The sequence below is a fragment of the Leucothrix mucor DSM 2157 genome (genome assembly GCF_000419525.1).
GTDB lineage: Bacteria > Pseudomonadota > Gammaproteobacteria > Thiotrichales > Thiotrichaceae > Leucothrix > Leucothrix mucor.
The window spans coordinates 2,620,785-2,646,587 of record NZ_ATTE01000001.1 but is presented as its reverse complement, the minus strand read 5'-3'; the positions used below and the strand labels follow the sequence as shown (position 1 = coordinate 2,646,587).

At 48.4% G+C, this 25,803-nt stretch carries 31 protein-coding genes; 18 read left to right on the top strand and 13 right to left on the bottom strand.

Going from position 1 to position 25,803, the window contains the following annotated elements; genetic code table 11:
- Positions 1–70 precede the first annotated feature (70 nt).
- A complete protein-coding gene (locus LEUMU_RS0111895; protein WP_022952510.1) occupies positions 71–646 on the top strand; it encodes an NAD(P)H-dependent oxidoreductase in 576 nt (191 codons plus the stop codon).
- Positions 647–802: 156 nt separating this feature from the next.
- Here the strand turns inward: LEUMU_RS0111895 and LEUMU_RS0111890 are convergent, their stop codons facing one another.
- Both LEUMU_RS0111890 and LEUMU_RS25810 read right to left on the bottom strand, forming a co-directional pair.
- A complete protein-coding gene (locus tag LEUMU_RS0111890) occupies positions 803–2,482 on the bottom strand; it encodes an AMP-binding protein (protein ID WP_022952509.1) in 1,680 nt (559 codons plus the stop codon).
- A gap of 9 nt (positions 2,483–2,491) precedes the next feature.
- Positions 2,492–3,634 (bottom strand): dimethylsulfoniopropionate demethylase, encoded by a 1,143-nt coding sequence (locus tag LEUMU_RS25810; RefSeq protein ID WP_022952508.1) that lies wholly within the window; start codon positions 3,632–3,634, stop codon positions 2,492–2,494.
- A gap of 169 nt (positions 3,635–3,803) precedes the next feature.
- Between LEUMU_RS25810 and LEUMU_RS0111880 the strand changes: the two genes are divergently transcribed.
- The 4 genes from LEUMU_RS0111880 (at position 3,804) to LEUMU_RS0111865 (ending at position 6,778) form a co-directional block, all read left to right on the top strand.
- Positions 3,804–4,751 (top strand): LysR family transcriptional regulator, encoded by a 948-nt coding sequence (locus tag LEUMU_RS0111880; protein ID WP_022952507.1) that lies wholly within the window; start codon positions 3,804–3,806, stop codon positions 4,749–4,751.
- Between the two features lie 2 nt (positions 4,752–4,753).
- The gene (locus LEUMU_RS0111875; RefSeq protein ID WP_022952506.1) at positions 4,754–5,425 is read left to right on the top strand and encodes a response regulator transcription factor; all 672 of its coding nucleotides are present in this window, start codon (positions 4,754–4,756) and stop codon (positions 5,423–5,425) included.
- Positions 5,426–5,507: 82 nt separating this feature from the next.
- The gene (locus tag LEUMU_RS0111870; RefSeq protein ID WP_022952505.1) at positions 5,508–6,029 is read left to right on the top strand and encodes a lipocalin family protein; all 522 of its coding nucleotides are present in this window, start codon (positions 5,508–5,510) and stop codon (positions 6,027–6,029) included.
- A gap of 197 nt (positions 6,030–6,226) precedes the next feature.
- Complete coding sequence (locus LEUMU_RS0111865; protein ID WP_022952504.1) at positions 6,227–6,778, top strand: carboxymuconolactone decarboxylase family protein; 552 nt, start codon at positions 6,227–6,229, stop codon at positions 6,776–6,778.
- A 63-nt stretch (positions 6,779–6,841) separates the two neighbouring features.
- Here the strand turns inward: LEUMU_RS0111865 and soxR are convergent, their stop codons facing one another.
- Positions 6,842–7,342, bottom strand: coding sequence for a redox-sensitive transcriptional activator SoxR (soxR, locus tag LEUMU_RS25805; protein WP_022952503.1), 501 nt, complete (start codon positions 7,340–7,342; stop codon positions 6,842–6,844).
- A 70-nt stretch (positions 7,343–7,412) separates the two neighbouring features.
- Between soxR and LEUMU_RS0111855 the strand changes: the two genes are divergently transcribed.
- Together LEUMU_RS0111855 and LEUMU_RS25800 are read left to right on the top strand one after the other, a co-directional pair.
- Complete coding sequence (locus tag LEUMU_RS0111855; protein ID WP_022952502.1) at positions 7,413–7,790, top strand: VOC family protein; 378 nt, start codon at positions 7,413–7,415, stop codon at positions 7,788–7,790.
- Between the two features lie 97 nt (positions 7,791–7,887).
- A complete protein-coding gene (locus LEUMU_RS25800) occupies positions 7,888–8,223 on the top strand; it encodes a hypothetical protein (RefSeq protein WP_022952501.1) in 336 nt (111 codons plus the stop codon).
- Positions 8,224–8,307: 84 nt separating this feature from the next.
- Here LEUMU_RS25800 and LEUMU_RS0111845 read toward each other — a convergent pair whose 3' ends face one another.
- Entirely contained in the window at positions 8,308–9,306 is a 999-nt protein-coding gene (locus LEUMU_RS0111845; RefSeq protein WP_022952500.1) for an isopenicillin N synthase family dioxygenase, read from the bottom strand.
- Between the two features lie 126 nt (positions 9,307–9,432).
- On the opposite strand from LEUMU_RS0111845, the gene LEUMU_RS0111840 reads away from it, so the two are divergent.
- Positions 9,433–10,404, top strand: coding sequence for a GlxA family transcriptional regulator (locus LEUMU_RS0111840; protein WP_022952499.1), 972 nt, complete (start codon positions 9,433–9,435; stop codon positions 10,402–10,404).
- Here the strand turns inward: LEUMU_RS0111840 and LEUMU_RS25795 are convergent.
- The 5 genes from LEUMU_RS25795 to LEUMU_RS0111815 all read right to left on the bottom strand — a co-directional run bounded on the left by LEUMU_RS25795 (position 10,375) and on the right by LEUMU_RS0111815 (position 15,040).
- Positions 10,375–11,796 (bottom strand): sensor histidine kinase, encoded by a 1,422-nt coding sequence (locus LEUMU_RS25795; RefSeq protein ID WP_022952498.1) that lies wholly within the window; start codon positions 11,794–11,796, stop codon positions 10,375–10,377. The genes LEUMU_RS0111840 and LEUMU_RS25795 overlap by 30 nt on opposite strands.
- A 1-nt stretch (position 11,797) precedes the next feature.
- Positions 11,798–12,472: a response regulator transcription factor gene (locus LEUMU_RS0111830; RefSeq protein WP_022952497.1), complete on the bottom strand. Its 675-nt coding sequence runs from the start codon at positions 12,470–12,472 to the stop codon at positions 11,798–11,800.
- A 10-nt stretch (positions 12,473–12,482) separates the two neighbouring features.
- A complete protein-coding gene (locus LEUMU_RS28775; RefSeq protein WP_157474327.1) occupies positions 12,483–12,692 on the bottom strand; it encodes a hypothetical protein in 210 nt (69 codons plus the stop codon).
- 353 nt (positions 12,693–13,045) lie between these two features.
- Positions 13,046–13,426, bottom strand: a complete 381-nt coding sequence (locus tag LEUMU_RS25790) for a PepSY domain-containing protein (protein ID WP_022952495.1) — start codon at positions 13,424–13,426, stop codon at positions 13,046–13,048.
- Between the two features lie 333 nt (positions 13,427–13,759).
- Positions 13,760–15,040 carry a sensor histidine kinase gene (locus LEUMU_RS0111815; protein ID WP_022952494.1) on the bottom strand — a complete coding sequence of 427 codons (1,281 nt, stop codon included), beginning with the start codon at positions 15,038–15,040 and terminating at the stop codon, positions 13,760–13,762.
- Between the two features lie 107 nt (positions 15,041–15,147).
- Here LEUMU_RS0111815 and LEUMU_RS0111810 point away from each other — a divergent pair, with 107 nt between their 5' ends.
- Genes LEUMU_RS0111810 through LEUMU_RS0111775 form a run of 8 tightly spaced genes read left to right on the top strand, consistent with a single transcriptional unit; the run spans position 15,148 to position 21,581 of the window.
- Positions 15,148–15,573: a nuclear transport factor 2 family protein gene (locus LEUMU_RS0111810; RefSeq protein ID WP_022952493.1), complete on the top strand. Its 426-nt coding sequence runs from the start codon at positions 15,148–15,150 to the stop codon at positions 15,571–15,573.
- Positions 15,570–16,295, top strand: coding sequence for an SDR family NAD(P)-dependent oxidoreductase (locus LEUMU_RS0111805; RefSeq protein ID WP_022952492.1), 726 nt, complete (start codon positions 15,570–15,572; stop codon positions 16,293–16,295). Before LEUMU_RS0111810 ends, LEUMU_RS0111805 begins: the two co-directional genes overlap by 4 nt.
- Positions 16,292–17,548 carry an NAD(P)/FAD-dependent oxidoreductase gene (locus LEUMU_RS0111800; RefSeq protein ID WP_022952491.1) on the top strand — a complete coding sequence of 419 codons (1,257 nt, stop codon included), beginning with the start codon at positions 16,292–16,294 and terminating at the stop codon, positions 17,546–17,548. The genes LEUMU_RS0111805 and LEUMU_RS0111800 overlap by 4 nt, the downstream gene beginning before the upstream one ends.
- Positions 17,545–18,276: a DUF1365 domain-containing protein gene (locus LEUMU_RS0111795; RefSeq protein WP_022952490.1), complete on the top strand. Its 732-nt coding sequence runs from the start codon at positions 17,545–17,547 to the stop codon at positions 18,274–18,276. The genes LEUMU_RS0111800 and LEUMU_RS0111795 overlap by 4 nt, the downstream gene beginning before the upstream one ends.
- A complete protein-coding gene (locus LEUMU_RS0111790) occupies positions 18,276–19,538 on the top strand; it encodes an SAM-dependent methyltransferase (RefSeq protein ID WP_022952489.1) in 1,263 nt (420 codons plus the stop codon). The genes LEUMU_RS0111795 and LEUMU_RS0111790 overlap by 1 nt, the downstream gene beginning before the upstream one ends.
- Complete coding sequence (locus tag LEUMU_RS28040) at positions 19,516–20,031, top strand: DUF2878 domain-containing protein (RefSeq protein WP_022952488.1); 516 nt, start codon at positions 19,516–19,518, stop codon at positions 20,029–20,031. The genes LEUMU_RS0111790 and LEUMU_RS28040 overlap by 23 nt, the downstream gene beginning before the upstream one ends.
- Positions 20,028–20,576 carry a DUF3833 domain-containing protein gene (locus LEUMU_RS0111780; protein ID WP_022952487.1) on the top strand — a complete coding sequence of 183 codons (549 nt, stop codon included), beginning with the start codon at positions 20,028–20,030 and terminating at the stop codon, positions 20,574–20,576. Before LEUMU_RS28040 ends, LEUMU_RS0111780 begins: the two co-directional genes overlap by 4 nt.
- Before the next feature lie 33 nt (positions 20,577–20,609).
- Complete coding sequence (locus tag LEUMU_RS0111775; RefSeq protein ID WP_022952486.1) at positions 20,610–21,581, top strand: NAD(P)/FAD-dependent oxidoreductase; 972 nt, start codon at positions 20,610–20,612, stop codon at positions 21,579–21,581.
- Positions 21,582–21,601: 20 nt separating this feature from the next.
- On the opposite strand, the gene LEUMU_RS0111770 is transcribed toward LEUMU_RS0111775, so the two are convergent.
- From LEUMU_RS0111770 to LEUMU_RS0111760, 3 genes are all read right to left on the bottom strand, one after another.
- The gene (locus LEUMU_RS0111770) at positions 21,602–22,102 is read right to left on the bottom strand and encodes a CreA family protein (protein ID WP_022952485.1); all 501 of its coding nucleotides are present in this window, start codon (positions 22,100–22,102) and stop codon (positions 21,602–21,604) included.
- Positions 22,103–22,216: 114 nt separating this feature from the next.
- The gene (locus tag LEUMU_RS0111765; protein WP_022952484.1) at positions 22,217–23,011 is read right to left on the bottom strand and encodes a metallophosphoesterase family protein; all 795 of its coding nucleotides are present in this window, start codon (positions 23,009–23,011) and stop codon (positions 22,217–22,219) included.
- On the bottom strand, positions 23,008–23,925 hold the full coding sequence (locus tag LEUMU_RS0111760; RefSeq protein WP_022952483.1) for a diacylglycerol/lipid kinase family protein: 918 nt from the start codon (positions 23,923–23,925) through the stop codon (positions 23,008–23,010). The genes LEUMU_RS0111765 and LEUMU_RS0111760 overlap by 4 nt, the downstream gene beginning before the upstream one ends.
- Before the next feature lie 251 nt (positions 23,926–24,176).
- Here LEUMU_RS0111760 and LEUMU_RS0111755 point away from each other — a divergent pair, with 251 nt between their 5' ends.
- A complete protein-coding gene (locus LEUMU_RS0111755) occupies positions 24,177–24,458 on the top strand; it encodes a YkgJ family cysteine cluster protein (RefSeq protein ID WP_022952482.1) in 282 nt (93 codons plus the stop codon).
- Between the two features lie 21 nt (positions 24,459–24,479).
- Complete coding sequence (locus LEUMU_RS0111750) at positions 24,480–25,091, top strand: DUF4303 domain-containing protein (protein WP_022952481.1); 612 nt, start codon at positions 24,480–24,482, stop codon at positions 25,089–25,091.
- Here LEUMU_RS0111750 and LEUMU_RS25780 read toward each other — a convergent pair.
- Positions 25,088–25,765 (bottom strand): NAD(P)H-hydrate epimerase, encoded by a 678-nt coding sequence (locus LEUMU_RS25780; protein ID WP_022952480.1) that lies wholly within the window; start codon positions 25,763–25,765, stop codon positions 25,088–25,090. The genes LEUMU_RS0111750 and LEUMU_RS25780 overlap by 4 nt on opposite strands.
- Positions 25,766–25,803: the final 38 nt, after the last annotated feature.

The following is a 25,803-nucleotide window of genomic DNA, read 5'->3' as shown; positions in this document are numbered from 1 at the left end:
CATACAATCCCCGCGCACCGCGATCTCTTATTCTGGTTTCATCTTTGAAATAGAAATAGGAGTCCGACGCATGAAGCACCTAATTATTTTTGCCCATCCAAATACAGATAGCTTAAATGCCACGCTGAAACAAACGCTGGCAGATCACTTGCAAGCGCAGCAGCATGATGTGGTAGTGAGGGATTTGTATCAGCTGAATTTTAACCCCGTGCTTTCGCTACAGGATATGCAAGGCCAGCGAGCGGGGCAGGTGGCAAGTAAGGTAAAACGAGAGCAGGAGTTTATTACATGGGCAGAGTGTATTACGTTTATCTATCCGATCTGGTGGACGGGTTTACCGGCAATTATGAAAGGTTATATCGACAGGGTGTTTAGTTATGGTTTTGCCTACCGCTATGATCAAGGTGTGCAACAAGGCTTATTGGTGGGAAAGCAGGTCGTGGTTATTAATACGCATGGAAAATCCACGGCAGAGTATGAGGAAAGTGGCATGGACAAAGCCTTGTCACTTGCCTCAGATATGGGCATTTATGAGTATTGTGGCTTGCGTGTAAAGCGGCACTTCTATTTCGATCAGGCTGATCGCGCAGATGCCGCCACCATCGATACATGGCGCACGAAAATCAAATCTGAATACGCTGCTTAAAAACCAAAAATGGCTTGGTAAAACCGAGCCATTTAATCATCATGTTAGCTGGTTAGCTGGTTAGCTGGTTAGCTGGTTAGCTGGTTAGCTGGTTAGCTGGTTAGCTGGTTAGCTGGTTAGCTGGTTAGCTGGTTAGCTGGTTAGCTGGTTAGCTGGTTAGCTGGTGCGTTTGCGCAGCTCATATTTCTGAATCTTGCCCGTCGCGGTTTTCGGTAACTCCCCAAACACCACTTTCCCGGGCTTTTTAAATCCAGCCAAATGCTGCTTACAATGATCCAGAATGTCCTGCTCAGTGACTTGCACTCCAACCTTGATTTCAATATAAGCACAAGGCGTTTCACCCCATTTCTCATGCGGCATCGCCACTACCGCAGCATCACTGACCGCAGGGTGTTTATACAGCGCATTCTCAATTTCAACTGAGGAAATATTCTCGCCACCGGAGATAATAATATCCTTAGCGCGGTCTTTAACTTGTACATAGCCATCCGGATGAATTACTGCTAAATCGCCACTCCAGAACCAATCGTCATGGAATGCCTCTTCAGTGGCTTCAGCATCTTTTAAATAGCCTGTCATAATGGTATTGGAGCGAATCACAATCTCGCCCATTTCAACACCATCGTGCGCGACGGGCTTCAGTGTTTCCGGATTAATAACAGTGGCGGATTCGGTCATTGGAAAGCGCACACCCTGACGGGACTTTAGTTCAGCAATTTTATCCTGATCAGCCGTGCGCCAAGCTTCTTGTGAAGTGCCTTGCAGGATGTGGCCATAAGTTTCTGTGAGGCCATACACATGCATGACTTCAAAGCCCATTGACTCCATTCTGGCGAGTACTGGCGCTGGTGGTGGCGCTCCAGCCGTCATGCAGTAAACAACTCGATCTTCTGAGATGCGTGCAGGGCAGTCGGGTGAATTGGCCAGCATATTCAACACAATCGGCGCGCCACCAAAGTGGGTTACCTCGTGAGTTTGCATCAGCTCAAAAATAGTTTTTGGTACAATACTACGCACACAAACTACGGTTGCCGCCATGGCGGTCATCGTCCAGGCATGACCCCAGCCATTGCAATGGAACAGTGGCACGGCGTACAGATAGGTCGGGTGCAGTGGCAATGGCCAGCCTGCAATCGTACCCATAGACATCAAATAAGAACCACGGTGATGATAAACCACGCCTTTAGGATTGCCCGAGGTACCGGAGGTGAAATTAATCGCCAGCGGCTGCAGCTCATTGGCAACTTGGTAAGGCAGATACTCGCTGCGCTTAACCGGTTTATTCAACAATTCCTCATACAGATAAATCGATAGATCATCCGGAATTTCTGGCTGTGTTGCCGCATGCGGGTCATCAATTAAAATGACCGGAATCGGGTTGCCTGCTTCTGCGCGATCACGGATGCCTTGAATCGCGAGTGGCAATAATTCACGGTCAACCAGCACGGCTTTGGCTTCGGCAAAGTTCAGAATATAGCGAACGGTTTCCTCATCCAAGCGAGTGTTAATGGTGTTCAGTACAGCGCCAGCCATCGGCACAAAGAAGTGTGCTTCGAAGGTTTCCGGCGTGTTAAAGGCGAGTACTGAAACCGTATCATGTGCGCCAATCCCTAAGCGCTTTAGCGCATGGGCCAGCTGCTGACAGCGCTGTTCGGTTTGCGACCAAGTATAGCGCTGCGATTGATAAATCAGGCTGGTGGTATCGGGATATACATCCGCCGTGCGTGATAAAAATCCGATCGGCGTGAGTGGTACAAAGTTGGCACTTTGCCCCAGTGATTCACTCAGTGAGTCGTACATGGCAGGCAGTTTGAGTGTTTGGTCAGCTCGGGACATAGGGGTTCCTCAGGTATTACGTTCAGCAAGGTTCAATTTGGCAAAATCATACGGTAATTCGCAGCAAATTACCTGATATTCAACATTACCGCTTTTTACGGTGAGGCGTCTATTTTCCTCGAGCGCGGCGCGGATTGCGGCAGAGTTTAGCATCGCAAAGCCTAGCCATGCATGGTATTTAGCCGATAGGGTGTGAGAGGTGATTTCGCCGACTATGCTGCCTTCCAATCGTACTTTCATGTCTGCGGGCAGTTGGTGCATTTGCGGTGCGGCCAAGCCGATAAGCCTAGAGGGAACGCCTTCAGCTTTTTGCTGGCGTAGCGCCTCAAGGCTCATGCTAGGAAGGTCGCGATCAAGGTGGCAATATTTATCTAAGCCACATTGCAGCGGTGTATGGCGATAATCCATATCGCTACCAAATGAGAGTAAGCCACTTTCGATGCGCTCGATCAGGTTTGGGCTGCCATGACCCACATTGAGATCCTCGCCCTGCAAAAATAGCTCATCCCACATCGCTTGGCCGACTTCGGCATCATCCACATAGACTTCGAAACCGCCTTGCTTAGACCAGCCGGAGCGCGCCACAATCATTTCATGGCCCCGAAATGCCAGCCGTTGATAGCGGAAGAAGCGAATATTTCTCACCCCTTCACCAAATAAACGCTCGACCAACACTTCCGCTTTTGGCCCCTGAATGGCGACCGGCCACACGTTGGGCTCGGTAATTCTTACATCCAGCCCCGCGCCAAGCGCTAAGCCTTTGGCCCACAACAGCACATCCGAATCGGCGATGCTTAGCCACCACGTTTGCTCATCCACTTTAATGCCGATGGGGTCGTTAATTAGAATGCCATGTTCGTCGCACAGTGGCAGGTAAAAACATTGATCATCCTGCGCTTGGGAGATATCGCGGGGCGTCATCCATTGCACTAATTTGTTCGCATCCGGCCCTTGAATCTGTACTTGGCGCTCGCAGGAAACATCCCACACCTGAACGTGTTGGCAGAGGTGATAATAGTCTTCTTCGACGCTACGAAACACCGTTGGCAGCAACATGTGATTATAAACGGTGTAGCCTTTAACACCGGCTTCAGTTAGGCGCGAAGTAAAGGGCGTGCTACGCGTGCGGCGTGAAATGGATAGTTCTGGCATGGTCGTCTTCTATGGTTAGGGTTTGCGGTTTCTGTAGCTGATTTTGTCTGCAATGTGAACCCGCCCGCAAACGAAAAACCACCAGACTGAGACAGGGAAATAGTTATAGCTTATGCCGGAATTTAGGTACACTAATCGGTATTTATCGCGCACCTGAGGACATCACCGAATGAGTAAGCAAGCTCCATTAACCTGGTTGAGAAGCTTTGAAGCCGCTGCCAGAAATGCCAGCTTCACTCAGGCAGCAATGGAGTTAAATATTACTCAGGCGGCAGTCAGCAAACAAATTAAGGGTCTGGAAACTCAGCTCAATTGCCAGCTATTCAAACGCCATGCACATGGATTGAGCCTGACCGAACAGGGCCGTCGTTACTGGCTGGATACGCGGGATTTGGTACGTCAGTTAGATAGCGTGACTAATCAGTTTTTTGCGCGGCAGGTCTCCAATCGAGTGAATCTGCGCTGCAATATCAGTTATAGCAGTCTGGTGCTTTGCCCTCAGCTGGCAGAATTTCGGCGTATGCATCCGGATATCTCCATTGAAATCTCGCACGACATTTGGGAGCCAGGCGTCTCAAGTCATAACGCTCACTTGGTCATTGGCTATGGCATGGTCGATAAAAAACAAGAGAAGTCATCCACCGTTCGCTTTCTGGATAATCAGCTGTTTCCGGTGGTCGCCAGTCACTTATCCGATGAGGCCATTAGCCAGTTACCGCTGATTCATGTCTCCGGTTATTATCGGGAATGGGATTGGTGGCTGGAGCAGGCGGCAGAGTCTGAACTGCCATCGGCTTTAGTGGATGCCATCGCTAGTCAGCGCCGCAATAAAGGCAAGCAAGACTGGAGCGTTGATAATTCATTGATCGCTTATCAGTTGGCCAAACAAGGGCTGGGCATTGCTTTGGGGCGTCAATTATTGGTAAAAGACTTACTAGCCGATGGCTCACTGCGCCAATTTGCAGCCGCACCGGCGATTGTCGGACCTGAAGGTTTTTATATCTATCGTAGTGAGCTGGGTGAGCAGTATCGGGCGAGCCTGCTGTTATTTGACTACCTCACCGGACAGGCTGGATTGCCTGCTGATAATGAGCCGCAAGAATTACAAGGAGCGTAAGTATGTTGGTGTTACTGGTTGAGGATCATCGGCTACTGGCTGAGACATTAAGTGATTATCTGGCGACTGAAGCTATTGATGTGGACTATGCCAGCAATGGCACACAAGGGCTGGAACTTGCCCGAAGCCAACCGTTTGATGCGATTATTCTGGATGTGAATTTGCCGGGTATGGATGGTTTTACGATCTGTCGGGAGCTGCGCCAAACCTATAAAATTGATACGCCAATATTGATGCTCACGGCACGTGATCAGTTGCAGGATAAGCTGACAGGCTTTGAGCATGGCGCGGATGACTATCTGGTGAAGCCCTTTGAAAATCAGGAGTTGGTGGTGCGGCTTAAAGCGTTGGTCAAACGCCATCGTGGGCAGGTGACGACGAAGCAACTTACGGTGGGTGATCTGGTGTTAGATGTCGGCAGCCAGCAAATTACGCGGGCAGGGCAGCCGGTTGAAGTCTCGCCAACCTGTTTTCGAATCTTAAATATACTGGTGCGTGAATACCCGCAAGTGGTCACCCGTGAAGCCATTGAGCAGGAGCTTTGGGGGAGCGATGTGCCGGATACTGATGTGCTGCGCAGTCATATCTATAATCTGCGTAAAGGCGTGGATAATCCCTTTGATACGCCCATGATCCAGACCGTTAAAGGCGTTGGTTTACGTTTGGTAGTTTAGACTCAATTCCCTTCACGTTATATCGACATCGCGCTTGCTACTTTAGGCTTATAATTTTTCGAGCTTGTAAGGAGCTTAAGCAATGAACGCAATCAAAACACTTTTCCTAGCTGGCGTGGCACTTATTCTTAGTGGCTGCACCGGTATGCCGACGGGTGTAACGCCGGTTAAAGACTTTGATATCAACCGCTATATGGGGAAATGGTACGAAGTTGCCCGACTGGACCATTCCTTTGAGCGCGGCCTAGAGCAGGTGACTGCCGAGTATGAGCTGAATAAAAATGGCACGGTGAAAGTCACCAATCGCGGATTCTCGACAACTAAAAACAAGTGGAGCGAGTCTGTTGGTAAAGCTAAGTTTGTGAATGATCCAACGACTGGCTACCTCAAAGTCTCATTCTTTGGACCATTTTATGGCTCTTATGTGGTGTTTGATTTGGATAAAGAAAACTACAACTACGCCTTTGTTTCCGGCCCTGATTTGTCATACCTGTGGTTGCTATCCAGAACTAAAACGGTCGACCCTAAGCTGATTGAGCGCTTTGAAAAGCGAGCGGCTGAAATTGGCTTTGATACTGACAAGCTGATCTATGTAAAACAGTAATAAATCATTTAACCGAACACATTGGCCGGAGCAGGGTATAGGAATATACGGCTTCGGTTTTTTGTGCCTTGAAAACTATTTAGAACATTTGTTCAAATATATATTGAACAATCGTTCAATTTTATTTATAGTCCTCTCCATCGAACACAAACGCCTATTAAAGGGCATTACTTAATCGCACCATCTGGAGAGAAAAAATGACTACTTTTACCATTCATGATTTAGAGACAACACCCGCAGAGAGCAAGCCGTTTCTGGAAAAATCATTCAAAGCCTATGGCATGATTCCTGGCCTGCATGGCGTAATGGCGAGCGCACCTGGCTTGCTGGAAGGCTACCAAGTACTGCATGAGTTATTTGCAAACTCATCGTTTGATGCAGAAGAGCTGACGGTGGTATGGCAGACGATTAACGTTGAGCACGAGTGCCATTACTGCGTACCGGCTCATACTGGTATCGCGCATTCAATGAAAGTTGATCCAGCACTGACTGAAGCGCTGAGAAACAGCGAGCCAATGCCAACTGAGAAGTTGCAGGCACTGCATGACACGACTCTGGCGATGGTTCGCAGCCGTGGTAACTTGACTCAGGAAGAAATTAAAGCGTTTTACGCGGCCGGTTATGGTGAGCGTCAGTTGCTGGAAATCATTTTGGGCTTGTCTCAGAAAGTGATGAGCAACTATGTGAATCACATTGCTGAAACGCCAGTTGATGATGCATTCAAGCAGTTTGCTTGGGCTAAGAAGTAATCACTTCCTAGTTTCGGTCAAAGCATCCCGCATAAACGCTTCGCCTCCTGCGTCGGAAGGCGCTTATTCTGCGGGATGCTTTGGCCTACTTTGGTATGTTGTCTGAGAGGGTGGGGTGTTTCCTTTTAGATATCTGGGGCCGGCTCCTAGTTCTGCGGCTTGATCATCGGGGTTGTATAGGCGACACTTTTGTAGTGATAGGCAGCCGCAGCCGATACACGAGTCTAGTGTATCTCGTAGTTGTTCCAAGCCTGCGATACGTTGCTCGATTTCTGCTTTAAATTTCCTGCTTAATTTTTCCCAATCGGCTTTGGTCGGTGTTCTTGCATCGGGCAGGCTATCTAGTTGTTCGCGTATTTCTGGCAGTGTGAAGCCTAGCTTCTGTGCGGCCAGTACAAATGATATGCGGCGAATATCTGAGCGTTTGAATTGTCGATGGCCGCTACTGCTGCGTAGGGCTTTGACCAGTCCTTTTTCCTCATAAAACCGTAATGCCGATACCGCGACGCCGGTACGTTCGGCTAGTTTCCCGATAGCGATAAATTCATTTCCACGATATGCCATAAAAGCCTTGATCTAAAGTTAACTTGAGGTTTCATGCTACCACCATTGACTTAACAAACGGAGAAAAGCGATGAAAGCAGCAATAGTGGAACATTTAAATATTACAGTGGAAAAGCCTATTGAGCTGGCGCAAGCGTTGTGTGAGCTGCTGGGTTGGAAGGTTCGCTGGCAGGGTGATTCTAAAGATAATGGTTATACCGTACACGTGGGGAGTGAGCATTCTTATTTGGCGCTTTACACGCCGCCGAAATTGACGGGAGAGCCGGTGGAGCCTTACTTATCTGATCGTGCAATGAATCATATTGGGGTTGTTGTGGATGATTTAGATGAGATAAAACAAATGGTGCTGAACTCAAATATTGCTATTCATAATGAGAATGATACTGCACCAGGACGGCGTTTTTACTTTCATTTGCATGGGATTGAGTTTGAGGCGGTGGAGTATTGAGGTTAAATTAAGCAGTGTATCTTTTTCACCTTACTGGTTAACATGCGATAAGGCCTTTGGTGGCTTTTAGCGTTGTTAATCAAATAAGGAGACAGGTATGAAGAAACACATTTGGCAAACTATTTTAATGGCAGTGGTGGCAGGCTTTTTAGTCTCATGCATGGGTGCGACAAAGCCTGCTCCTGAAGAGCCCATAGGCATTGTACCACCAGAAGAAAGCACACCAGTTGTGACTCAATGCAAGGACCCACGCCCTGAAATGTGTACCATGCAATACCTGCCTGTCTGCGGGAATGTTGCGGAAGCGCCTGTCTGCAAACCGGGTATGGCCTGTCCTGCGGTGATTATGATGAAGAAAAAGACGTATTCAAATAGTTGCTCGGCGTGTAGCGATCCTAAGGTGAGAAGCTACACTGAAGGGGAGTGCGCTTAGCACTTCAGCCCCGTACACTAGACAAGTCTGTCCAATCCGCCGTGGCGAATGAGTTGCACGGCGGATTGGTTTTAATTTAAACGCTTATGCGATGAGTGCTGCCTTTTGTAAGTGCTCATAGCTATTCACAAAGCGTTGATACTTGTGCTCTCCACAACGATACGGCGCGTATTTTGCCGGCTCCCCAAACTTGATGCAGGTAGGTACTGGCCCAACAACCGCATCAAAATCCATATCTAAAAAGAAAGGTAAGGAGTAGCGCTCTTGCCCGCTGGTATTAATCACGCGGTGCATGGTGGAGATATAGCGGTCATTCGTGAGTGTTTGCACCAAGTCACCAATATTAACAATAAAAGTACCCGGCACCGGTGGTGCATTGACCCATTCGCCTTCACGGTTTTGTACCTGCAAACCGCCTTTATCATCCTGTGCCAAAATGGTTAGAAAACCGTAATCAGTATGCGCACCCACGCCGATTTCTTTAACGGATATATCGCCTTGTTGTGGTGGATAGTGCAGCAGGCGTTGTATGGTAATGGGCTTTTGTTGGCGCTTGGCAAAGTAGTCAGCAGGCAAACCAAGGCTAAGGGCAATGGCGCTGACTAGTTGTGTTGCCAATGCCATCATGGCTTCATGATAGGCTTCAAATACTTCAGTGAATTTTGCAGGCTGCTCCGGCATCAAGTTAGGACCAAAAAACGGACTGACAGCGTCTTCGTGCTTGCCAAGATCAAAACATTCTTTAAAATCCTTGGTAAATTTAGGGTCGACGTTTTCACCGTAAATGGGGATGTAGCCACGCAGCGTCGGGCCTGAGTTTACGATGTTTAATTTGTCTTTTTCGGCTTGAGGTAAGGCAAAAAACGCCTCAGCTTGGGTGTAAGCATCGTTGATTAATTGCTCGCTAATGCCATGATTCTTGATGTAGAGAAATCCGATGTTTTCACAAATATCACCGATCTCTCTGGCAACTTGCTGAGGGTTGCTACCATTGAGTAAAGGACCGATATCAACAATTGGAATTCTGTCAAACGAGAGGCTCTGACTGGCTAATTCACGCGTAGCAGGTGCTGGTATATTCATAGTCGGTTTGGTGTCAGTGAGGTTTCAGAGCAAACTATTCTGTGAGGATCGGGCTATGGCTGCTATAACAAATGCGAAAACAATGATGACCAATGCGTATGATTGATAAGCAGGTAGGGAAAGTGGATGAATAGCCAGGTACAGCGCGTCGGTTTTCTGTTAATTCCGGGGTTCGCGCTCACGTCTTTTTCATTGGCAGTCGAGGCCTTAACTGTCGCTAACACGTTGAGCAACTCGCCCTTGTATGAGCTGACGTTATACAGCGGGGATATCAGCTCGGATACGGTGCTGAGCTCTAATCAGATCTCGGTGCAAACACAGCAGTTTTTCTCTGAAGCGACGCTGGATTGCACGACGCTATTTGTCTGCGCCTTTCGACAGGCTGCGCTGTATCAAAATAGCCCTGTGTTTAGGAAGCTCTCTCAGTTACACCGGAAGCATTGCCGATTAGCGGCCCTGTCTAGTGGCAGTTTTATTTTGGCCAGAGCAGGCCTGTTGGATAGCCTTGGTTGCACGCTTGCCTATGAGCAAAGAGCGGCATTTCAGGAGTTGTACCCCAGTACTGTGCTGCAAGAAAACTTCTTTACCGTTAATCAGGATATTCTCAGTTGTGCCGGCGGGATCTCGGCACTGGACATGGTGTTATATATGATCGCCAGAGATCATGGCTATGACTTTTCGGCGCGTGTTTCTGAGCAGTTTTTGCAGGATAGAATGCGTAGCGAAACAGAAATGCACCGGAGCATTCGCTACCTGCGTTTACGGATGAAATCAGAAACGCTGGGGGCTGCGGTCGAGGTTATGGAAGGCAATATAGAGCAGCCTTATTCAATCGCGCGACTGGCGAATAAAATTGGCACAACCACGCGCACTTTAGAAAATGTATTTCGTCGTCATGAGGGGATGCCACCGGGTTATTACTATCTGAAATTACGCTTAGCGCATGCCAAAAAAATGGTTGAAGAAACGCGCCTTCCATTTAGCACCATTGCACAGACAACGGGCTTTAGCTCGCAGAGTTATTTTGCTAAATGTTTCAGAGCCGTTTATGGGCAAAGCCCGAGTGAGCTACGGCGTGAACAGTATAACCGCACGTAAGCCCGGCTTGTTATCTTCCAGTGTAATGGTCGCATGATGCAGCTCGATAATGGCTTTAACCAGTGACAAGCCAAGCCCCGTGCCACGTTTGTCACTGCGGCTTTTATCAACCCGATATAGCCGTTGAAACACTTGCTCGCGCTCCGCTTCCGGAATTCCTGCGCCATTATCCGCAACACTGAGTTGAATGCGCCCATTGCGCTCGACGCATTCAACTGAAATTGTCGTACCTTCAGGGCAATAACGAATGGCATTTTCAATCAGGTTTGCCAGCATTTGCACTAGCAATTCCTTGTCGCCTTGGATCATAACTGGCTTATTGGATTGCGCTGTTGATGGGGCGGCTAACTGCAATGTCATTCCCGCATCTTCAGCAACTTCAATATAAATATCCAACACCGTTTCAATCACTGACTGTAAATTCAGCGAGGTAAAGTTTGCCCGTCGTGCGCCGCCTTCAATCTGTGCAATGCGTAACAGCGCGTCAAAGGTTTCAGTGATATAGCCGGTTTCCTCGTAGGCGTCATTCAGCGCAGCCTCGACATCTTTGCCTTGTTCGTGCTGATCGAGTGCGGTGATCAGGTCATGACGCAAGCGTGAAATCGGCGTTTTTAATTCGTGTGCGATATTGGCAGAGATATCGGTCATGGCGGTCATCGAGGTTTCGAGTCGTGATAGCATGGTATCGATTTGATCGCTGACATGGCCAAGGTCATTGTTTTTGTCTGATGGTCCGATGCGTTGTTTTAAATCGCCTTGAGCCGCGTGATTGAGGACATGTTCAATAAGCCTGATTTGTCGATGAGAGCGGTTGGCGAGATAAATCACGAGGAGGGCAGTAAAAATCATCGCGATCAATGCATTCAGCATAAACGCCGACATCACGATCTCAATAATCTCCTGATCATTGTCGTTATTAATGCCCACGACGAAGACCATGCCATCACGCTTTTCAACCAAAATGCGGTAGCGCGTGTCTTTGTTTTTATCGCTGCGGTAGGTATTGCGGCGCTTTAACACGCGGGTGCTTAAGCCGGTTTGGCTAAAGGCTTTATTGTTATCCAGCTCCAAATCAGATTCAGTCAGTACCAGAAAGAAGTCGTCACCTTGCATCGATTGGTTGAGTTTTTTATAGGGTGAATCGCCTTCATCATCTTCCTCTTCCCAGTCATCATCGGAGAGGCGTTCTTGCAGCACGCTCATGCGTTGGCGAAGATCATTGTCGGCACGGTTGGAGAGCGCATCTTGCACGAAAAAATAGGTCGTGATTGAGAGCAGCAACAAGCTAATTAAAAAGATGCTGAGGTTGAGCAAGCCTTGCTGGATGGCGCTGGAACGGGTGAGGTTTTCTCGATAGCGGCGTAGGGTAGCACTGAGCGGTGGAAGCGCCATATTAACTGACTTCCAGCTTGTATCCGGCTCCGCGAATGGTTTTTAGGATGGTATCGCCAAATGGCTTTTCGAGCTTATTGCGCAAGCGGCTGATGTGGGTTTCCACCACGCTGGTTTTGGGGTCGAAGTGGATATCCCAGACTTTCTCCAGCAGCATGTTTTTGGTGACAACGCGGCCTTGGTTGCGCAGGAATATTTCCAGAATTTTGTATTCTTTAGGCAGTAAGTCGAGGACTTGTCCGGCGCGGGTAACTTTGCGCTCGGCGATATTCATATGGATATCGGCATAGTTGAGGGTGAGTTCTTCGCCTTGGATTGGCGGGCGTCGACCTAATGCGGCAACGCGAGCGAGTAACTCTGGAAAGGCAAACGGCTTGGTCAGGTAATCATCACCACCAGCTTGCAGGCCATCAACCCGATCATCGACTCCACCGAGTGAGGTGAGGAATAAAACCGGTAGGGCGAGATTGGCTGCGCGCATGGCTTTAACCAGCGATAAACCATCAATACCCGGAATCATGCGGTCGATAATCCCGACATCATAAGACTCGGTAACGCTGGCGGCGAGGGCAATACTGCCATCCGTAATATGGTCGACAGTATGCCCCGCGTTTAGGAGTCCTTGCTCTATGTAGTCAGCAAGTTTTTGATCATCTTCTACCAGCAATATATGCATACAAGGCCTGTCACGAGATGGTTGATGAAATAGGTGTGACATCTATTATAACGGGCTTTCTAGGGCCTTTGGGTAAAAACGGTCTGGCGATTAATCCGATTACGGTGAGTGTTGCTGCGACCCCTAAAATCACTAAGCCGATGGTGGCGAAGCTAAAGATCATCAAACCCATTGCGATAGTGCCAAGGGCCATTAGTGCTGCTTTTTTGAAGTTGTTCATTGTGTACTCCAGTTATGTTGAGGAAGGCCTTGTGCCATCCCTATGAGAAGTACTATAGAGGAGAGGGTATACAGGGAGATTGCGTGAAGTTTACAGTTTTGTAAAGTTGGGCAGGGTAGGGAAAAGTCTTCAGAATAAATGTCTCGTTGCTTGGGCGGCATTTATTCTGAAGACCAACAGTGTTTAGCGAATAGACATCATATATTCAGAATTTCGCTTGCACTGTTTACTGGTGGAGTGCTTCTTACTTTTACGTGCAGCCCATACTTGTATTAGTTGAGACCTGTCACTGAATAGCAGTGTTTACTTACTTCGCTGACAGGCCCCTTTTGGTTTAGTTCTGAGCTACTGCTTTAAGCTTTGCCGTCATTCTTGTCTTTATGGTGAGGTTTTTTATCATCATCGCAGTCTTTATCGTGCTTATCCTTCTCTGCTTTTTGAGCGAGAATGGTACCGGATGTCGCATCAACATCGACATCAACTTCCGAGCCGTCTGGCATCTTAATTTCGACTTCGTAAAGTGCAACACCATCTTCTAATTCAAACTCTGCTTCGGCGTTTTTGCCGCCGGTGGCCTGCTCGGCAATGCTGATTGCTTGAGTTAGGGAGATTGCGGCGTTTTTTCGGGCTTCGGCGGTGGCTTCTCTATCACCTGAACTGGCGAATGCATTGAAACTCAGGCCTGCAATTAATAAGGCGATTGCTGAAGTGCTGACGATGGTTGCTTTGTTCATGATGTACTCCGGTGGTTAAGTAGGCCAGCCGTTTACTGTCCTGATGGGGAGTACTATAGGGGAGAGGGTATACAGGGGGATTGCGTGGGGTTTACAGGTTTGTAAGGTTGTGGGGCGGGAAAAGTATTCCGCATAAACGCTTCGCCTCGTTCCTCGGAAGGCTCTTATTCTGCGGAATACTTTTCCCTTAGTGGGGTGTGGCGTTGGGGTCTGTGGCTAGCGGTTGTTTGGGCTCATTTTGGTGAGCACGGACTTTGAGGTCGCTGGTAGTAGATTTTGTAGGGATAATCTATTTTTATTGGTTTATCTATACAAAAACTGCTGAGCAGGCGCTCAAAACCGAACCCGCACTACAGTCCCTTTACCAACTTCACTGCGAATATCCAGCTCCCAGCCAAAGCGTTCACACAGTCTGCGCACAATATCTAATCCCAGCCCATAGCCATCAGCTTGTGAACTACTTCGTTGAAACGGCTGTTGAATTCGCTCGATCTCATCCGCAGCGATGCCTTCGCCATTATCTCCAATACTCACACTATCAGCTTCAATTTTCACTGATACCAGCCCTTCATGCGTGTAATTGCAGGCATTGCGCAATAGGTTACTCAATACAATACTCACCGCTTGCACTGGCGCTGAGACTTCAAGTTCAGCGCCATCCTGCAGCTCAATCACCACATGATTATCGGCATTATGGGTGCTGTTGACCTGATTAATAATGGTCGGCATTAGTTGGTTTAGCTGCACGGTTTCTCTGGGAGATTCTGAGGTGTCGCTATCTCGGGCCAGTACCAATAAGGTCTCGATAATCGACAGCATATCGCCCGAGGTAGTTTGCATACGGTTGATGGCGCGTTGCTGAATTGGGTTGATGTTTGCTTGTTTATTGAGAATCTCCAGCGAGCCACGAATTACCGCTAAAGGGGTGCGCAGTTCATGGCTGACATCATGGGTAAATTCCCGTTCGCGTTGCAACTGGCGTTTGAGTCGTTGAGTAAATTCTTTGAGTGAATCCGCGAGTACGTGCACTTCATCATCCACGCCGGTTTGGGTGTAATCATCCAAATGCAGGGAATCTAGTTTGTCTTTACTGAGATCAAAACTGCGCATGGTTTGCGCCAGTGACATCAGTGGCGAGAGCGTTTTATGTGAGGAGCGGTAGGCAAACCAAGCGGATAAATAAATCACCATCAGTGCTAAGCTGAGCGGCACCACGCCAAAGTAAAAGGAGAGCTTGCGCACGCTCTGTTCATCGAAAATTAGAAACAGGCGTTTGGTACCACGATCTTCGACATACACAATCGGTTCGTGGTCATTAAGGGCGGCGCGCCCAAAGCCCGGTTCAATGGCTCGCAATACCTCTGGCACCTTACTGTAATCGCCATCGCTGGCCAGATAGCCACGCAAGTTATCGGTATTGGGCGTGGGGTGTTTGGGGTCTTGATCGGAGACTTGCCAGTAGTGAATCGCCTCATTTTCCAGCGCAGTGCGGATCATGACTTGTTCCACAATAATCGCGGCCACATACACACCCAAAGCAGTGATCACGCTGATAAACAGCATTTGCACAATAAATACGCGAATCAGTTTGTTACGAATACCGGTGGCTTGCAAAACTATTTCCTTCTTCACGTTCCATTGACATTGGGGCTGGCACACTGATTACCAATCCATTCTATTCATTGTGTCCCGAAATGGCGGCACTGTCGAGGCGAGCAATTATGACACCACAAGCGTTAAAGAATTTCATTGAGATGTACGAATCACTGAGCAAAGACAATTTGCAGCAGATTCGTGATGTCTACAGTGATGAGGTGTTGTTTAAAGATGCTTTGCATGAAGTGAACGGCATTGATGATTTGGAAGCTTACTTTGAAGCGTTGTATACCAATTTGCTGTACTGCAAGTTTGAGATTACCGATGTGCAAAGTGGCGAGGGCAATGCCTATGTTCGCTGGGAAATGCAGTACGCACACAGCCAGCTGGCAGGCAAAAAGAACATTACGGTCGATGGGGTAAGTCACCTGAAGTTTGAAGACAAGATCACTTATCACCGTGATTACATCGATATGGGGCAGATGCTGTATGAGCACATTCCGGTGCTGGGCGCGGCGATTCGATTCATTAAAAAGAGGGCGGTGTCATGAAAACAGTTTTGATTACTGGCGCAACGTCTGGCATCGGTCAGCAGCTGGCAAAGGATTATGACGCAGCAGGTTGGCAGGTGATTGCTTGCGGCCGCAATAGTGAAAAGCTGGCGACATTAACCGCTGGCACCAGCATGCAAACGCTGGAGTTTGATCTGATGAAGTCGGATGAAATTGCCGCAGCGGGTGAGCAGATCAAAAATGAGCTGGATATGGTGATTCTATGTGCCGGCACCTGTGAGTATATCGACGACGTAATGCAGTTTGATAACGCCATGTTCCGCCGAGTGATGACTAGTAATGTGCTTGGTATGGGCGATTGCTTAGCCGCATTTTTACACCACATTCCACGCGGTGGGCAGATTGCCTTGGTGGGTTCCAGCGCGAGCTTCTTCCCATTCACCCGCGCTCAGGCTTATGGCTCCAGTAAGGCGGCCGTGAGTTATCTAGCCCGTTCGTTGGCAGTCGACTTAGCACCGCATGGTATTGATGTGAGTTTAGTGAGCCCAGGCTTTATCGAAACACCGATGACGGATAAAAACGATTTTGAAATGCCAATGAAAATTACGGTTGAGAAAGCAGCGGCCGATATTAAACAGGGTTTGGATAAGCGCAAAGCGCACATCGGAACCCCACGCGTATTTACCTTTTTATTGGGACTGCTAAGCCAGCTCCCACACTCTGTACAAGTCTGGTTGGGACAAAAGATGGTGAAGTCATGAAAAAAATAGCAATCATTGGTTCTGGTGTTTCCGGCTTGGTTTGTGCTTATAAATTATCGCGCGATCACGATGTTGAAGTGTTTGAAGCTAACGACTATTTAGGCGGCCACACGGCAACGATTGATGTTGAAGTGGAGGGTAAGCCTTACGCCATTGATACTGGTTTTATCGTGTTTAACGATCACACCTACCCATCCTTTCAAGGCTTGATGGATGCCTTAGCGGTTGATTATCAAGAGACTGAAATGAGCTTCAGTGTGACCAACTCCAGCAATGGCTTGGTCTATAACGGCAACTCAATCTTCAGCTTATTTGCACAGAAGCGTAACTTATTCAGTCCGCGTTTTTGGGGTTTGATTCGTGAAATTCTACGCTTTAACAAGCTTTGCAAAACGCTAAATAGCAATGACATGATCGAAAAGGGCATGACAGTTGGCGAGTTTTTGGTTGCTGAAAACTTTAAAGATTTCTTCGCTGAAAACTATATTCTGCCAATGGGTGCTGCAATTTGGTCAGCCAGCTTGGGCGAGATCAAAGCCTTCCCGCTACGCTTCTTTATTCAGTTCTTCGATAACCATGGACTACTGAATGTGAATGACCGCCCACAGTGGTTTTCCATTAAAGGTGGCTCGCGCCAATACATTCCAAAACTGATTCGTGGTTTTGAAGACAACATTCATTTAAACACACCGATTAGCAAAGTGACTCGCCATAAAGACTCCGTGGAGTTAGCGCTGGGCAATGGCCAAGTTCGTCGTTTTGATGAAGTAATTTTTGCCTGTCATAGCGATCAAGCGCTGGCGATGTTGGCCGACCCCACCGCTGCAGAGCAGTCTGTTTTATCGGCGATTCCGTATCGCGAAAATGAAGTCGTGCTGCACACTGATGAGAAAATGTTGCCAGCCATTCCGCAAGCGGTTGCCAGCTGGAACTATCACTTATCCGGTGAAATGGAAAAGCCAGCCTCAGTGACCTACTCAATGAATATCCTGCAATGCCTGCCGGATGATGCGCCAACATTCTGCGTCACGCTCAATAGCACTCAGTCGATCAATCCAGACAAGATTCTGAAAACCTATCGCTACAGCCACCCCGTTTTTGGTGTGGGCATGGTGGAAGCGCAAGGGCGACGTGAAGAGATTTGCGGCGTAGAGCGTACTCATTTTTGTGGCGCGTATTGGTATAGCGGCTTTCATGAAGATGGCGTTCGCAGTGCCTTGGATGTATGCAAACGCTTTGGCGCCAGCGCATGAATAGCGTCATCTACCAAGGCAACGTCCGGCATCGCCGTTATGCTGTGAAGCCACATAATTTCAACTACGGCATGTTTCTGCTGGCTTTGGATTTGGATGAGCTGGTAGATGACTTTGGTTTTGGGCGTTTATTGGCGGTTGAGAAACGCGCTGTGATGAGCTTTCGCCACCAAGATTACTTAGGTGGCAAGGGCAAGCTTACCCGTCAGCGCGTCTGGGATAAAGTCGCAGAGCTGGATGGCGAAGTACTAGGCGGCAAGGTGGTGCTACTTGGGCAGCTACGGTGCTTTGGCTTTTACTTTAGCCCGGTTAATTTTTATTACTGCCACGATCAGGCGGGTGAATTACGTTATTTACTGGCTGAAGTGAGCAATACGCCGTGGAAGGAACGTCATTGTTATTTGATCGATGCGCAAGACAAATCCGCCGTCGAAAAAGTCTTTCACGTGTCACCGTTTATGAATGAAGACATGGATTATCACTGGCGCTTTACGCCGCTGAACCCACGTTTGTATTTGAATATTGAAAACCGCAAACAAGACAAAGTGTTTGATGCCACGTTGATCATGGATCAGCAGGCGCTTACCCGCAGCAACTTAATTAAAAACCTGTTACGAATTCCAGCGATGACCATTACCACGGTTATCGGCATTCATTGGCAGGCCGCACGGCTATGGCTCAAAGGCGTGCCATATATCCCGTATGTGAAGAAAAAGGAGATGACCTAATGGAAAGTTCACAGATCAGTATTAGCAATGAATCCGTATCCTGGTGGCAATCAACTGCCAGAAAACTGCTGTTCAAACTGCTTTCGCGTATGCAGCACGGTCATCTGACTCTTTCAGAACAGAATGAAACCTACACCTTTGGCGACCCTGACAGCGAGCTACATGCGCACCTCACCGTGCACGATGTTAGCCTGTACAGCAAAGTACTCAATGGCGGCACCATTGCTGCCGGTGAAGGCTATTTTAATGGCTTATGGGATAGCCCGAACGTCACCGATGTGATTCGCGTCTTAGTGCGTAACGCTAAAATGATGGATGATTTAGACCATCGCTTTGCAGGCATCAGCCAGTTGAGCCAGCGCTTAATGCACTTTTTACGCGGCAATTCTAAAGCCGGTTCTAAGAAAAATATTGTGGCGCATTACGATTTAGGCAATGACTTTTACAAGCTGTTTCTGGATGACACTATGATGTACTCCAGTGCGGTATTTGCGAGTCCGGAAGTCAGCTTATATCAAGCGCAAGTGCAAAAATTAGATGATATTTGCCAACGTTTACAGCTGCGCGAAGGTGAAAGCGTAGTTGAGATTGGAAGCGGCTGGGGTGGCTTTGCGCTACATGCTGCTAAGAATTACGGTGTACATGTCACCACAACCACTATTTCAGAAGAGCAACATGCCTTTGCTAAAGCGGAAATCGCCAAGCATGGTTTGGGCGATAAAATCACGCTGCTAAAAGAAGATTATCGCAACTTGGAAGGCCAATACGACAAGCTGGTTTCAATTGAAATGATTGAGGCGGTGGGCCATCGCTTTTTACCAACCTTCTTCAAGACCTGCAATGCTTTGCTAAAACCCAACGGCAAAATGCTGATACAGGCGATTACCATTGCCGATCAGCGTTATGACCGTTACCGCAAGCAGGCAGATTTCATTCAGCGCTATATTTTCCCTGGTGGCTTTTTACCGTCAGTACAAGTGATGAATAAAAACATCGCAGCACATACCGATCTGAAAGTGTCTGGATTACACGATATTGGTTTGGATTACGCGCTGACTTTGAAGCATTGGTCAGAGCGCTTAAAAGAAGTGCGCCATGAGTTGCCCGCATTAGGCTTAGATCAACAGTTTTATCGCATGTGGCAGTTCTACTTTCATTACTGCGAAGGTGGCTTCCGTGAGCGCCTAATTAGCACTGTGCATTTAGTGGCTGAGAAGCCTCGCTACGTGGATCCGGATCATGCCGCTGTTCTCGCTAATTAATCTCGGGCTATTTCAGGCGGGTTGGTTTTGTGCGGCTTGGCTAAAGGATGATTCGACCTTGTGGATGCTGGGTTTAGTGCTCATCCATGTGGCGCTCAGCCCAGCGCGAAAACAGGATTTGGAGATCGCATTGTGGGTGGTGCCATTTGGCTTGGCGACTGAGTTGTTGATGGTGATCTGGGGTGGCGTGAGCTTTAATAGCACTTGGTTTTTACCACCGTGGATGATGCTGCTGTGGTGCCTGCTGGCCTTTAGTATGAATCACAGCTTGGGCTGGATTACGAAGATAGCTACCCATTGGCAGGTATTACTGGCAGCTATCTTTGGGCCAGCGAGTTATCTAGCGGCAGCAGGGTTTCACTCTTTGGTGTTACTGACACCCAACTGGATTAGCCTGCTAGCACTAGCCATTTTATGGTCGATACAATTTCCGATAATGCTGCGAATTGCGGCGCATGTCCGCTCAAAAAGAATAACGGAGCAACCCTCATGAAATTTCTAAAATCAAACTGGCTAAAAGGCGCTTTTCTGGTCGTGGCGCTGGGCTTACTGTCCAGCTGTTCCGGCGTCAAAATTGCTGATATTCCGGTAACTGATAAAGTCTTGAAAATCGAAGAATACTTCCAAGGCAATAGCCGCGCTTACGGTATTTTGTTTGATCGAAGCGGCACGCCGCAGCGCCATTTTACGGTTGATCTGGTCGGTACATGGGATGAAGAAACCAAGACGCTGGTGCTGGATGAAGACTTTGTGTTTGACGATGGTGAAAAAAGCCAGCGCAAATGGGTGATCAAGTCCTTAGGCAAAAACCGCTACAGCGGAACGGCTCCTGATGTGATTGGCGTGGCGCAAGGTGAGGCGCGAGGCAATGCGCTGCGCTGGTCGTATGTGCTGCAAGTGCCATACAAAGGCAGCACCATTGATTTGACGCTGGATGACTGGATGTTTCTGGCTGAAGACGATGTCATGATCAACCGCGCCACCATGTCGAAGTTTGGCGTGAAAGTGGGCGAGATTGTCATTAGTTTTAAAAAATAACAAATACTGTTTAACAGGTGGAAAGGGGAATGCATGTCTCAAGCTCAACACACGGCTGAAATATTAGTGATTGGTGCCGGTATGGCCGGATTAGCTGCTGCTTCTGATTTAAAGGAAGCGGGTAAGAATGTATTGGTGATCGATAAAGCACGTGGGCTCGGTGGCCGCTTAGCCAATCGCCGTATGGGTGGCGCGATTGCCGAGCATGGCGCGCAGTTTGCCACCACCCGATCGCCACGTTTTCAGGAGTTAATGAAGCGTTGGGAATCGCGTGGTTTTGTTGAGCCATGGTTTCATAGCCTAAATGGCGAGACAGAATCGCACCCACGTTATCGTGGTATTCCGACCATGAGCGCGATGGCTAAGCAACTGGGTTCTGGGTTAGATATTATGCTCTCGCAACGTGCCAGCAAGGTCGCGATGAGCGGAAATGGGTGGCTGACGACGTTGGAATCTGGCGAGACTATTTTTAGTGAGTCGGTGGTGATTAGCTCACCCGTGCCGCAAACACTGGCGTTACTGGAAGCTGGCAATGTCGCGATGTTAGCTCGGGATAAAGCGCTATTAGAAGGGGTTGAATACGACCCTTGTATTGCCGTGATGGCGACATTGGATCAGCCATCGGCTATTGCCACGCCGGGTGCGTTGAGATTTAGCGAAGGGCCCATCGAATGGATTGCAGATAACCAGGCTAAAGGTGTATCGGCCAAGCCAGCAGTTACGATTCACGCCAGCGCCGCTTACAGCCGGGATAATTGGGACCGTGATCGGGATGAGGTTGCTCAGGAATTATTAGCCGCAGCCAGTCAGCAGTTAGGCGCAGCGGTTGAGTCGTATCAGGTGCATGCCTGGCTTTACAGCAAGCCCGCCGCTCCGGTTGAGCAGCGGTACTTAGTGATTAGCGATAGACCGATGTTGGTATTGGTCGGCGATGCCTTTGGCGGGCCGAAAGTGGAGGGCGCAGTACTTTCTGGCTGGGCTGCTGCTGAAGCCATCTTAGCTTAAGCCGCAGCCTATAAACGGACTTACTCCTCTTCAGTCCAAGTCACATTTTGACCGAATAGCGGTACTGTTGAAATAGCCATTTTAGCAGAACCGTTTTGGACTTCCGTGGCATGCGATAAGTAGATCAGTGTCTGGTGTTCTTCATCATAAACACGCGTCACTTTCAGCGACTTCCAAACCAATGATGTACGCTTTGAAAATACGTTCTCACCACCATCATCCTTTTCGATATCACCAATAATTAGCGGGCCGGTTTGACGGCAAGCAATCGATGAGTTGGATGGGTCGCTAAAAATCTCGCCATTGCGCAAACGATCAATCATTCCGCGGTCAAAATAGGCGACATGGCAAGTAACGCCCTGTACTTTGGGGTCATCGATGGCTTCAATTTTAATGTCGCCGCCTAGCCAATCGACACTCACATCACCCACTTCTTCGGCGTTCACCGACGCTGAGAAAGTCATGAGGGAGAATCCGACGGTAGCGAGCGTTGAAAGCACAGTAGCAGGTAGTTTAGTCATAAATATCCTTCTCATGATTAGTGAATTGATAAGCCATTGTATACCCCGCTTCATGATAAAAACAGGCTAGAGCGTATGGCTAAGTATTGTGATTAAATTAGAATAATCAAGCCGCTACTGCAACTGCCAGCCGTGTGGTGTGCGCTTAAATCGCTCCGGGTTTACACATTCAAACTTGTGCCCCGTCCACTCCATTTCTTCCATGACCAGTTGTTTTCGGTCGCCTTTGATTACATTAAAACTATTGGGTTGATGGGCAATCAAACGGTGCGATGTTGAGGTGCCCGCATGAGACACAATAATGCCCTTAACTGGCTCTACATACGCTAAGTGAATGTGTCCGCCAAGAATTAGATCAACCCCCGCTTCGCTAAAGGACTTAATGGCGTGATCGCGATTGCCGATCAGGCTGCGGCTAAGGCTTGATTCGGGCAGCCAGAAAGGGTGATGTGCCACGACGATATTCAAGGAATCTTCCGGTGTGTCTTTAAATACTTTGCAGACTCGTTTCACTTGATGCTGGCTAATACGCCCACGTGACAAGTCCAGATAAAAGCCAATACGTCGTGCGGTATTCACACCGGTCGCGGTAAAGCCCTTGCGCTTCACCACCGGCTGAAGGTCATCCGAGATATAGTTGCGCCACTTGCGCCAAGGGTAAATAAAGCGTTCCCACAGTCGATATGCCGATAAATCATGATTGCCCGGAATAATCATGTACGGCTGTTTGAGGCTGTCTAGAAACGCGCGGGCATCCCGAAACTCCCGATGCGTTGCGCGCTGGGTTAGATCGCCACTAATAATGATTAGCTCTGGTTGGATGACATCCAGACTTTTCAGCAAGCCATCAATAATGGAGGGCAATTCGCGCCCAAAGTGCAGATCAGACAGGTGAGCGATACAAGTCACGGTATGACTCCAGGTTTGAGGATTGGCAAAACGCGGCTATAAATGCGGTATTTCAGCGGGACTTTATCGCGAAATAACTCGCCATCGCTCATGGTTTTGAGCTTACGTTTGCGCCGGCGAAAACTCACTTTAACGGATGAGGCTTTGAAAATCAGCATGTCTTCATCCCCTTGCCAGTCGCCGATCAGTAGTCTAAAAATAAGCCGGGGCAGTGACCAGATTGAGCGGTCGCGTGTCACATAAACGCCGAGCACGCCTTGATTCAAAGCGCAACGCATGGGAATGATGGTGCTCTCAGCGGCCAGTGGGTTATTAGTGACGGTCACCGCACGCGTGCGCAGCTGATGGACTTTGCCATTCTCTTCTAAGCGAATATGGATGGGTGGGTAGATAAACATAAATTTGAGCATATAGCCCAACATCATTGGCCAGCGTATCCAGCCAGCATGACGCCTAAGTCTCTCACGCCGCTCAGTGAGTTTAGTCGACATGCCAAAATTAGAAATACACAGAAAAGGGCGACCATTAATTTCTGCGCGGTCAATGTATTCGACTTCGGCATAAATCAGTTGGCGAACGGCCATTTTCATCGTCAGGCTCATGCCAATATCTCGCGCCAGCAAATTCATGGTGCCACCGGGTAACACGCCGAGCGGAATATTTAGTGATTCGGTCAGGCTGGCAACGGCTAATACCGTGCCATCGCCACCAGCTACCCAGACTGCATCGGGTGGCGTGCGTTTAAGGTCTCGTTTTAATTGATTCAGCTGATCGCCTTTAAACGCGACCAGTGTAAGCTGCACTTCGGGAAACGCGGCGAGCAGCGATTTAAAGTAAACCGGCAAATCATCTTCAGCAGCCAGCTCCAGTAAGGTGCCCGATGCCGGATTGTAGATTAGGGTAATGGCGCGCACATTAACTACTCAGTTACTTTTATAGTGACGGCTTCGATTGCAGCCGGACATTGCTCATCATGCTACTACGTGAAGGCTTAGTCATACTATTTATTGTTGATCCGTGATAGGTTCGGCCACCACGGCGGGCGTCTTGGTTTGGAGAGCGTAGACCTTACATCAATCAGCGATGAGAGCCTTCCATGTAGCATAGTGCTATGCAAACATTATGAGATCAAATTTCAGGATATAAAACGGGTGAATAGTAAACAATGACGAGTGAAGTAACGAGCGTGCCAAGCGAAGAAATAACCTGCGCCACCTGTAGAGCAAACTGCTGCCGTTTGGAAGTGATGTTGATTACTGATACCGGCGTGCCCGAGGAGTTTATTGAAGTCGATAAATGGGGTGGAATGACCATGGCTCGCTTAGATGATGGATGGTGCGCTGCCTTGGACCGCGCCACGATGCTTTGTAGTATCTATGATAAGCGCCCTTGGATTTGTCGTGAGTTTGAAATGGCAGGCTATGAGTGCCTTGCTGAGCGAACATAAGCCTATATCGAGCCGATGCCTATGAAACTTTATACCCTACAACAAACGATCGAAGCCGAGTTATATCAGGCTTGTATTAAGTATATTGAGCTGATTCAGCAAGACTTAGCGGGCGAAAAAATCTATGGCTTTAATGTGTATAGCTATGGTTTTGAGCAGGGGGTGTATGTTGCCGTTGCAACGCTTGAGAGCTTAGAGCGAAAGCAAAAAGTCGCTGCTGAGCAAGCATTTCAAATACCCAAGGCATATCTGGAAATCTGTGCGGATGAGTGGGAATACATTGGTTTGCATTCGGAGGTATTCTTTTCACTTTCAGAGTACCTGATTGCGCTCTACGATGTGCTTTACGAGGGTTGTGAGTTTGACGATGAGACTGATTTTCAGGCGGCGGAAGCGCATATTACTAAGGCCATACCTGAAGCGATTATTCAAACACTGATAAAACTCAAACAAGATGGCGTGTTTAACACAGCGCTATTTGAGAAGGATCTCTTTCTGGGGTATCAAGTGGCTGACGCTGCGGATAATGATCAAGTCGCCGGGTATGTTCAAGCCTCGGCACGGCTGAATTCTCCGTATTGGCATGACAAGCTGTTGGGCTACCAGCAGTATTGCCTCGCTCAAAACAGTTAAATGGCTGAGTCGCTAATCTCTACAGCGTCGACTAGATCATACACTTCAGGGATAAGCCCTAGTGTTTCCACATCAACCACGCCTGCACAGGCCACTCCAGAACCAGTCACTAGCCCTAATTTCTGAGCAATAAAGGTGATGGTGTGCTCTGCTTGAATGCAGGGCGAGAATGCCTGACCGGTATCGGCATCTAAGCCGCTGGGCACATCTAAAGCAACAATCGGCGCTGCTTGTTGATTGGCAAATTTAATTAGTTCTGCATAAGCACCGCGTGGCGCACCTGTCAAACCCACACCCAGTAGCGCGTCGATAATGAGGTCTGGCTTTGCTTTGAGTGAGTCTAAATCGGAGGCTCCAATGATTTGCCCGCCGAGTGATTCATAGTGTTGTGCGACCGTTTTAGCGTCTGGAGTTTTGGGCGGTTCAGTAGCGATAATGGTGACATCCCATGTTGCTTCTAATGCGTAAGAGCCAACCACATAGCCATCGCCACCGTTATTGCCACTGCCACAGAGAATTAGTAACGATCTGGCCGTAGGGTAGTAGGTTTTGATGTGTTGGAAGGCGGCTTCGCCTGCGGTTGTCATGAGCTGAAGGCCGGAGTAGCCGTACTGTTCTATGGCAATGCGGTCGATCTGTTTGCAGGTGGTTCCGGTGTAGGTTTTTTGTTTCATGATGGGAAAAAGTTATCCATTTAATATATTATAGAAGA

Bases quoted from the DNA above. Each gene is read 5' to 3' on its own strand.
- LEUMU_RS0111880 (WP_022952507.1), top strand. From the start codon at position 3,804: ATGAGTAAGCAAGCTCCATTAACCTGGTTGAGAAGCTTTGAAGCCGCT.
- LEUMU_RS0111790 (WP_022952489.1), top strand. From the start codon at position 18,276: ATGGAAAGTTCACAGATCAGTATTAGCAATGAATCCGTATCCTGGTGG.
- LEUMU_RS0111890 (WP_022952509.1), bottom strand. From the start codon at position 2,482: ATGTCCCGAGCTGACCAAACACTCAAACTGCCTGCCATGTACGACTCA.
- LEUMU_RS25790 (WP_022952495.1), bottom strand. From the start codon at position 13,426: ATGAACAAAGCAACCATCGTCAGCACTTCAGCAATCGCCTTATTAATT.
- LEUMU_RS0111830 (WP_022952497.1), bottom strand. From the start codon at position 12,472: ATGCATATATTGCTGGTAGAAGATGATCAAAAACTTGCTGACTACATA.
- LEUMU_RS25800 (WP_022952501.1), top strand. From the start codon at position 7,888: ATGAAGAAACACATTTGGCAAACTATTTTAATGGCAGTGGTGGCAGGC.
- LEUMU_RS0111780 (WP_022952487.1), top strand. From the start codon at position 20,028: ATGAAATTTCTAAAATCAAACTGGCTAAAAGGCGCTTTTCTGGTCGTG.
- LEUMU_RS0111750 (WP_022952481.1), top strand. From the start codon at position 24,480: ATGAAACTTTATACCCTACAACAAACGATCGAAGCCGAGTTATATCAG.
- LEUMU_RS0111775 (WP_022952486.1), top strand. From the start codon at position 20,610: ATGTCTCAAGCTCAACACACGGCTGAAATATTAGTGATTGGTGCCGGT.
- LEUMU_RS0111795 (WP_022952490.1), top strand. From the start codon at position 17,545: ATGAATAGCGTCATCTACCAAGGCAACGTCCGGCATCGCCGTTATGCT.
- LEUMU_RS0111875 (WP_022952506.1), top strand. From the start codon at position 4,754: ATGTTGGTGTTACTGGTTGAGGATCATCGGCTACTGGCTGAGACATTA.
- LEUMU_RS0111840 (WP_022952499.1), top strand. From the start codon at position 9,433: ATGAATAGCCAGGTACAGCGCGTCGGTTTTCTGTTAATTCCGGGGTTC.
- LEUMU_RS28775 (WP_157474327.1), bottom strand. From the start codon at position 12,692: ATGAACAACTTCAAAAAAGCAGCACTAATGGCCCTTGGCACTATCGCA.
- LEUMU_RS28040 (WP_022952488.1), top strand. From the start codon at position 19,516: ATGCCGCTGTTCTCGCTAATTAATCTCGGGCTATTTCAGGCGGGTTGG.
- LEUMU_RS0111755 (WP_022952482.1), top strand. From the start codon at position 24,177: ATGACGAGTGAAGTAACGAGCGTGCCAAGCGAAGAAATAACCTGCGCC.
- LEUMU_RS0111845 (WP_022952500.1), bottom strand. From the start codon at position 9,306: ATGAATATACCAGCACCTGCTACGCGTGAATTAGCCAGTCAGAGCCTC.
- LEUMU_RS0111770 (WP_022952485.1), bottom strand. From the start codon at position 22,102: ATGACTAAACTACCTGCTACTGTGCTTTCAACGCTCGCTACCGTCGGA.
- LEUMU_RS0111800 (WP_022952491.1), top strand. From the start codon at position 16,292: ATGAAAAAAATAGCAATCATTGGTTCTGGTGTTTCCGGCTTGGTTTGT.
- LEUMU_RS25810 (WP_022952508.1), bottom strand. From the start codon at position 3,634: ATGCCAGAACTATCCATTTCACGCCGCACGCGTAGCACGCCCTTTACT.
- LEUMU_RS0111895 (WP_022952510.1), top strand. From the start codon at position 71: ATGAAGCACCTAATTATTTTTGCCCATCCAAATACAGATAGCTTAAAT.
- LEUMU_RS25780 (WP_022952480.1), bottom strand. From the start codon at position 25,765: ATGAAACAAAAAACCTACACCGGAACCACCTGCAAACAGATCGACCGC.
- LEUMU_RS25795 (WP_022952498.1), bottom strand. From the start codon at position 11,796: ATGGCGCTTCCACCGCTCAGTGCTACCCTACGCCGCTATCGAGAAAAC.
- soxR (WP_022952503.1), bottom strand. From the start codon at position 7,342: ATGGCATATCGTGGAAATGAATTTATCGCTATCGGGAAACTAGCCGAA.
- LEUMU_RS0111865 (WP_022952504.1), top strand. From the start codon at position 6,227: ATGACTACTTTTACCATTCATGATTTAGAGACAACACCCGCAGAGAGC.
- LEUMU_RS0111870 (WP_022952505.1), top strand. From the start codon at position 5,508: ATGAACGCAATCAAAACACTTTTCCTAGCTGGCGTGGCACTTATTCTT.
- LEUMU_RS0111810 (WP_022952493.1), top strand. From the start codon at position 15,148: ATGACACCACAAGCGTTAAAGAATTTCATTGAGATGTACGAATCACTG.
- LEUMU_RS0111855 (WP_022952502.1), top strand. From the start codon at position 7,413: ATGAAAGCAGCAATAGTGGAACATTTAAATATTACAGTGGAAAAGCCT.
- LEUMU_RS0111805 (WP_022952492.1), top strand. From the start codon at position 15,570: ATGAAAACAGTTTTGATTACTGGCGCAACGTCTGGCATCGGTCAGCAG.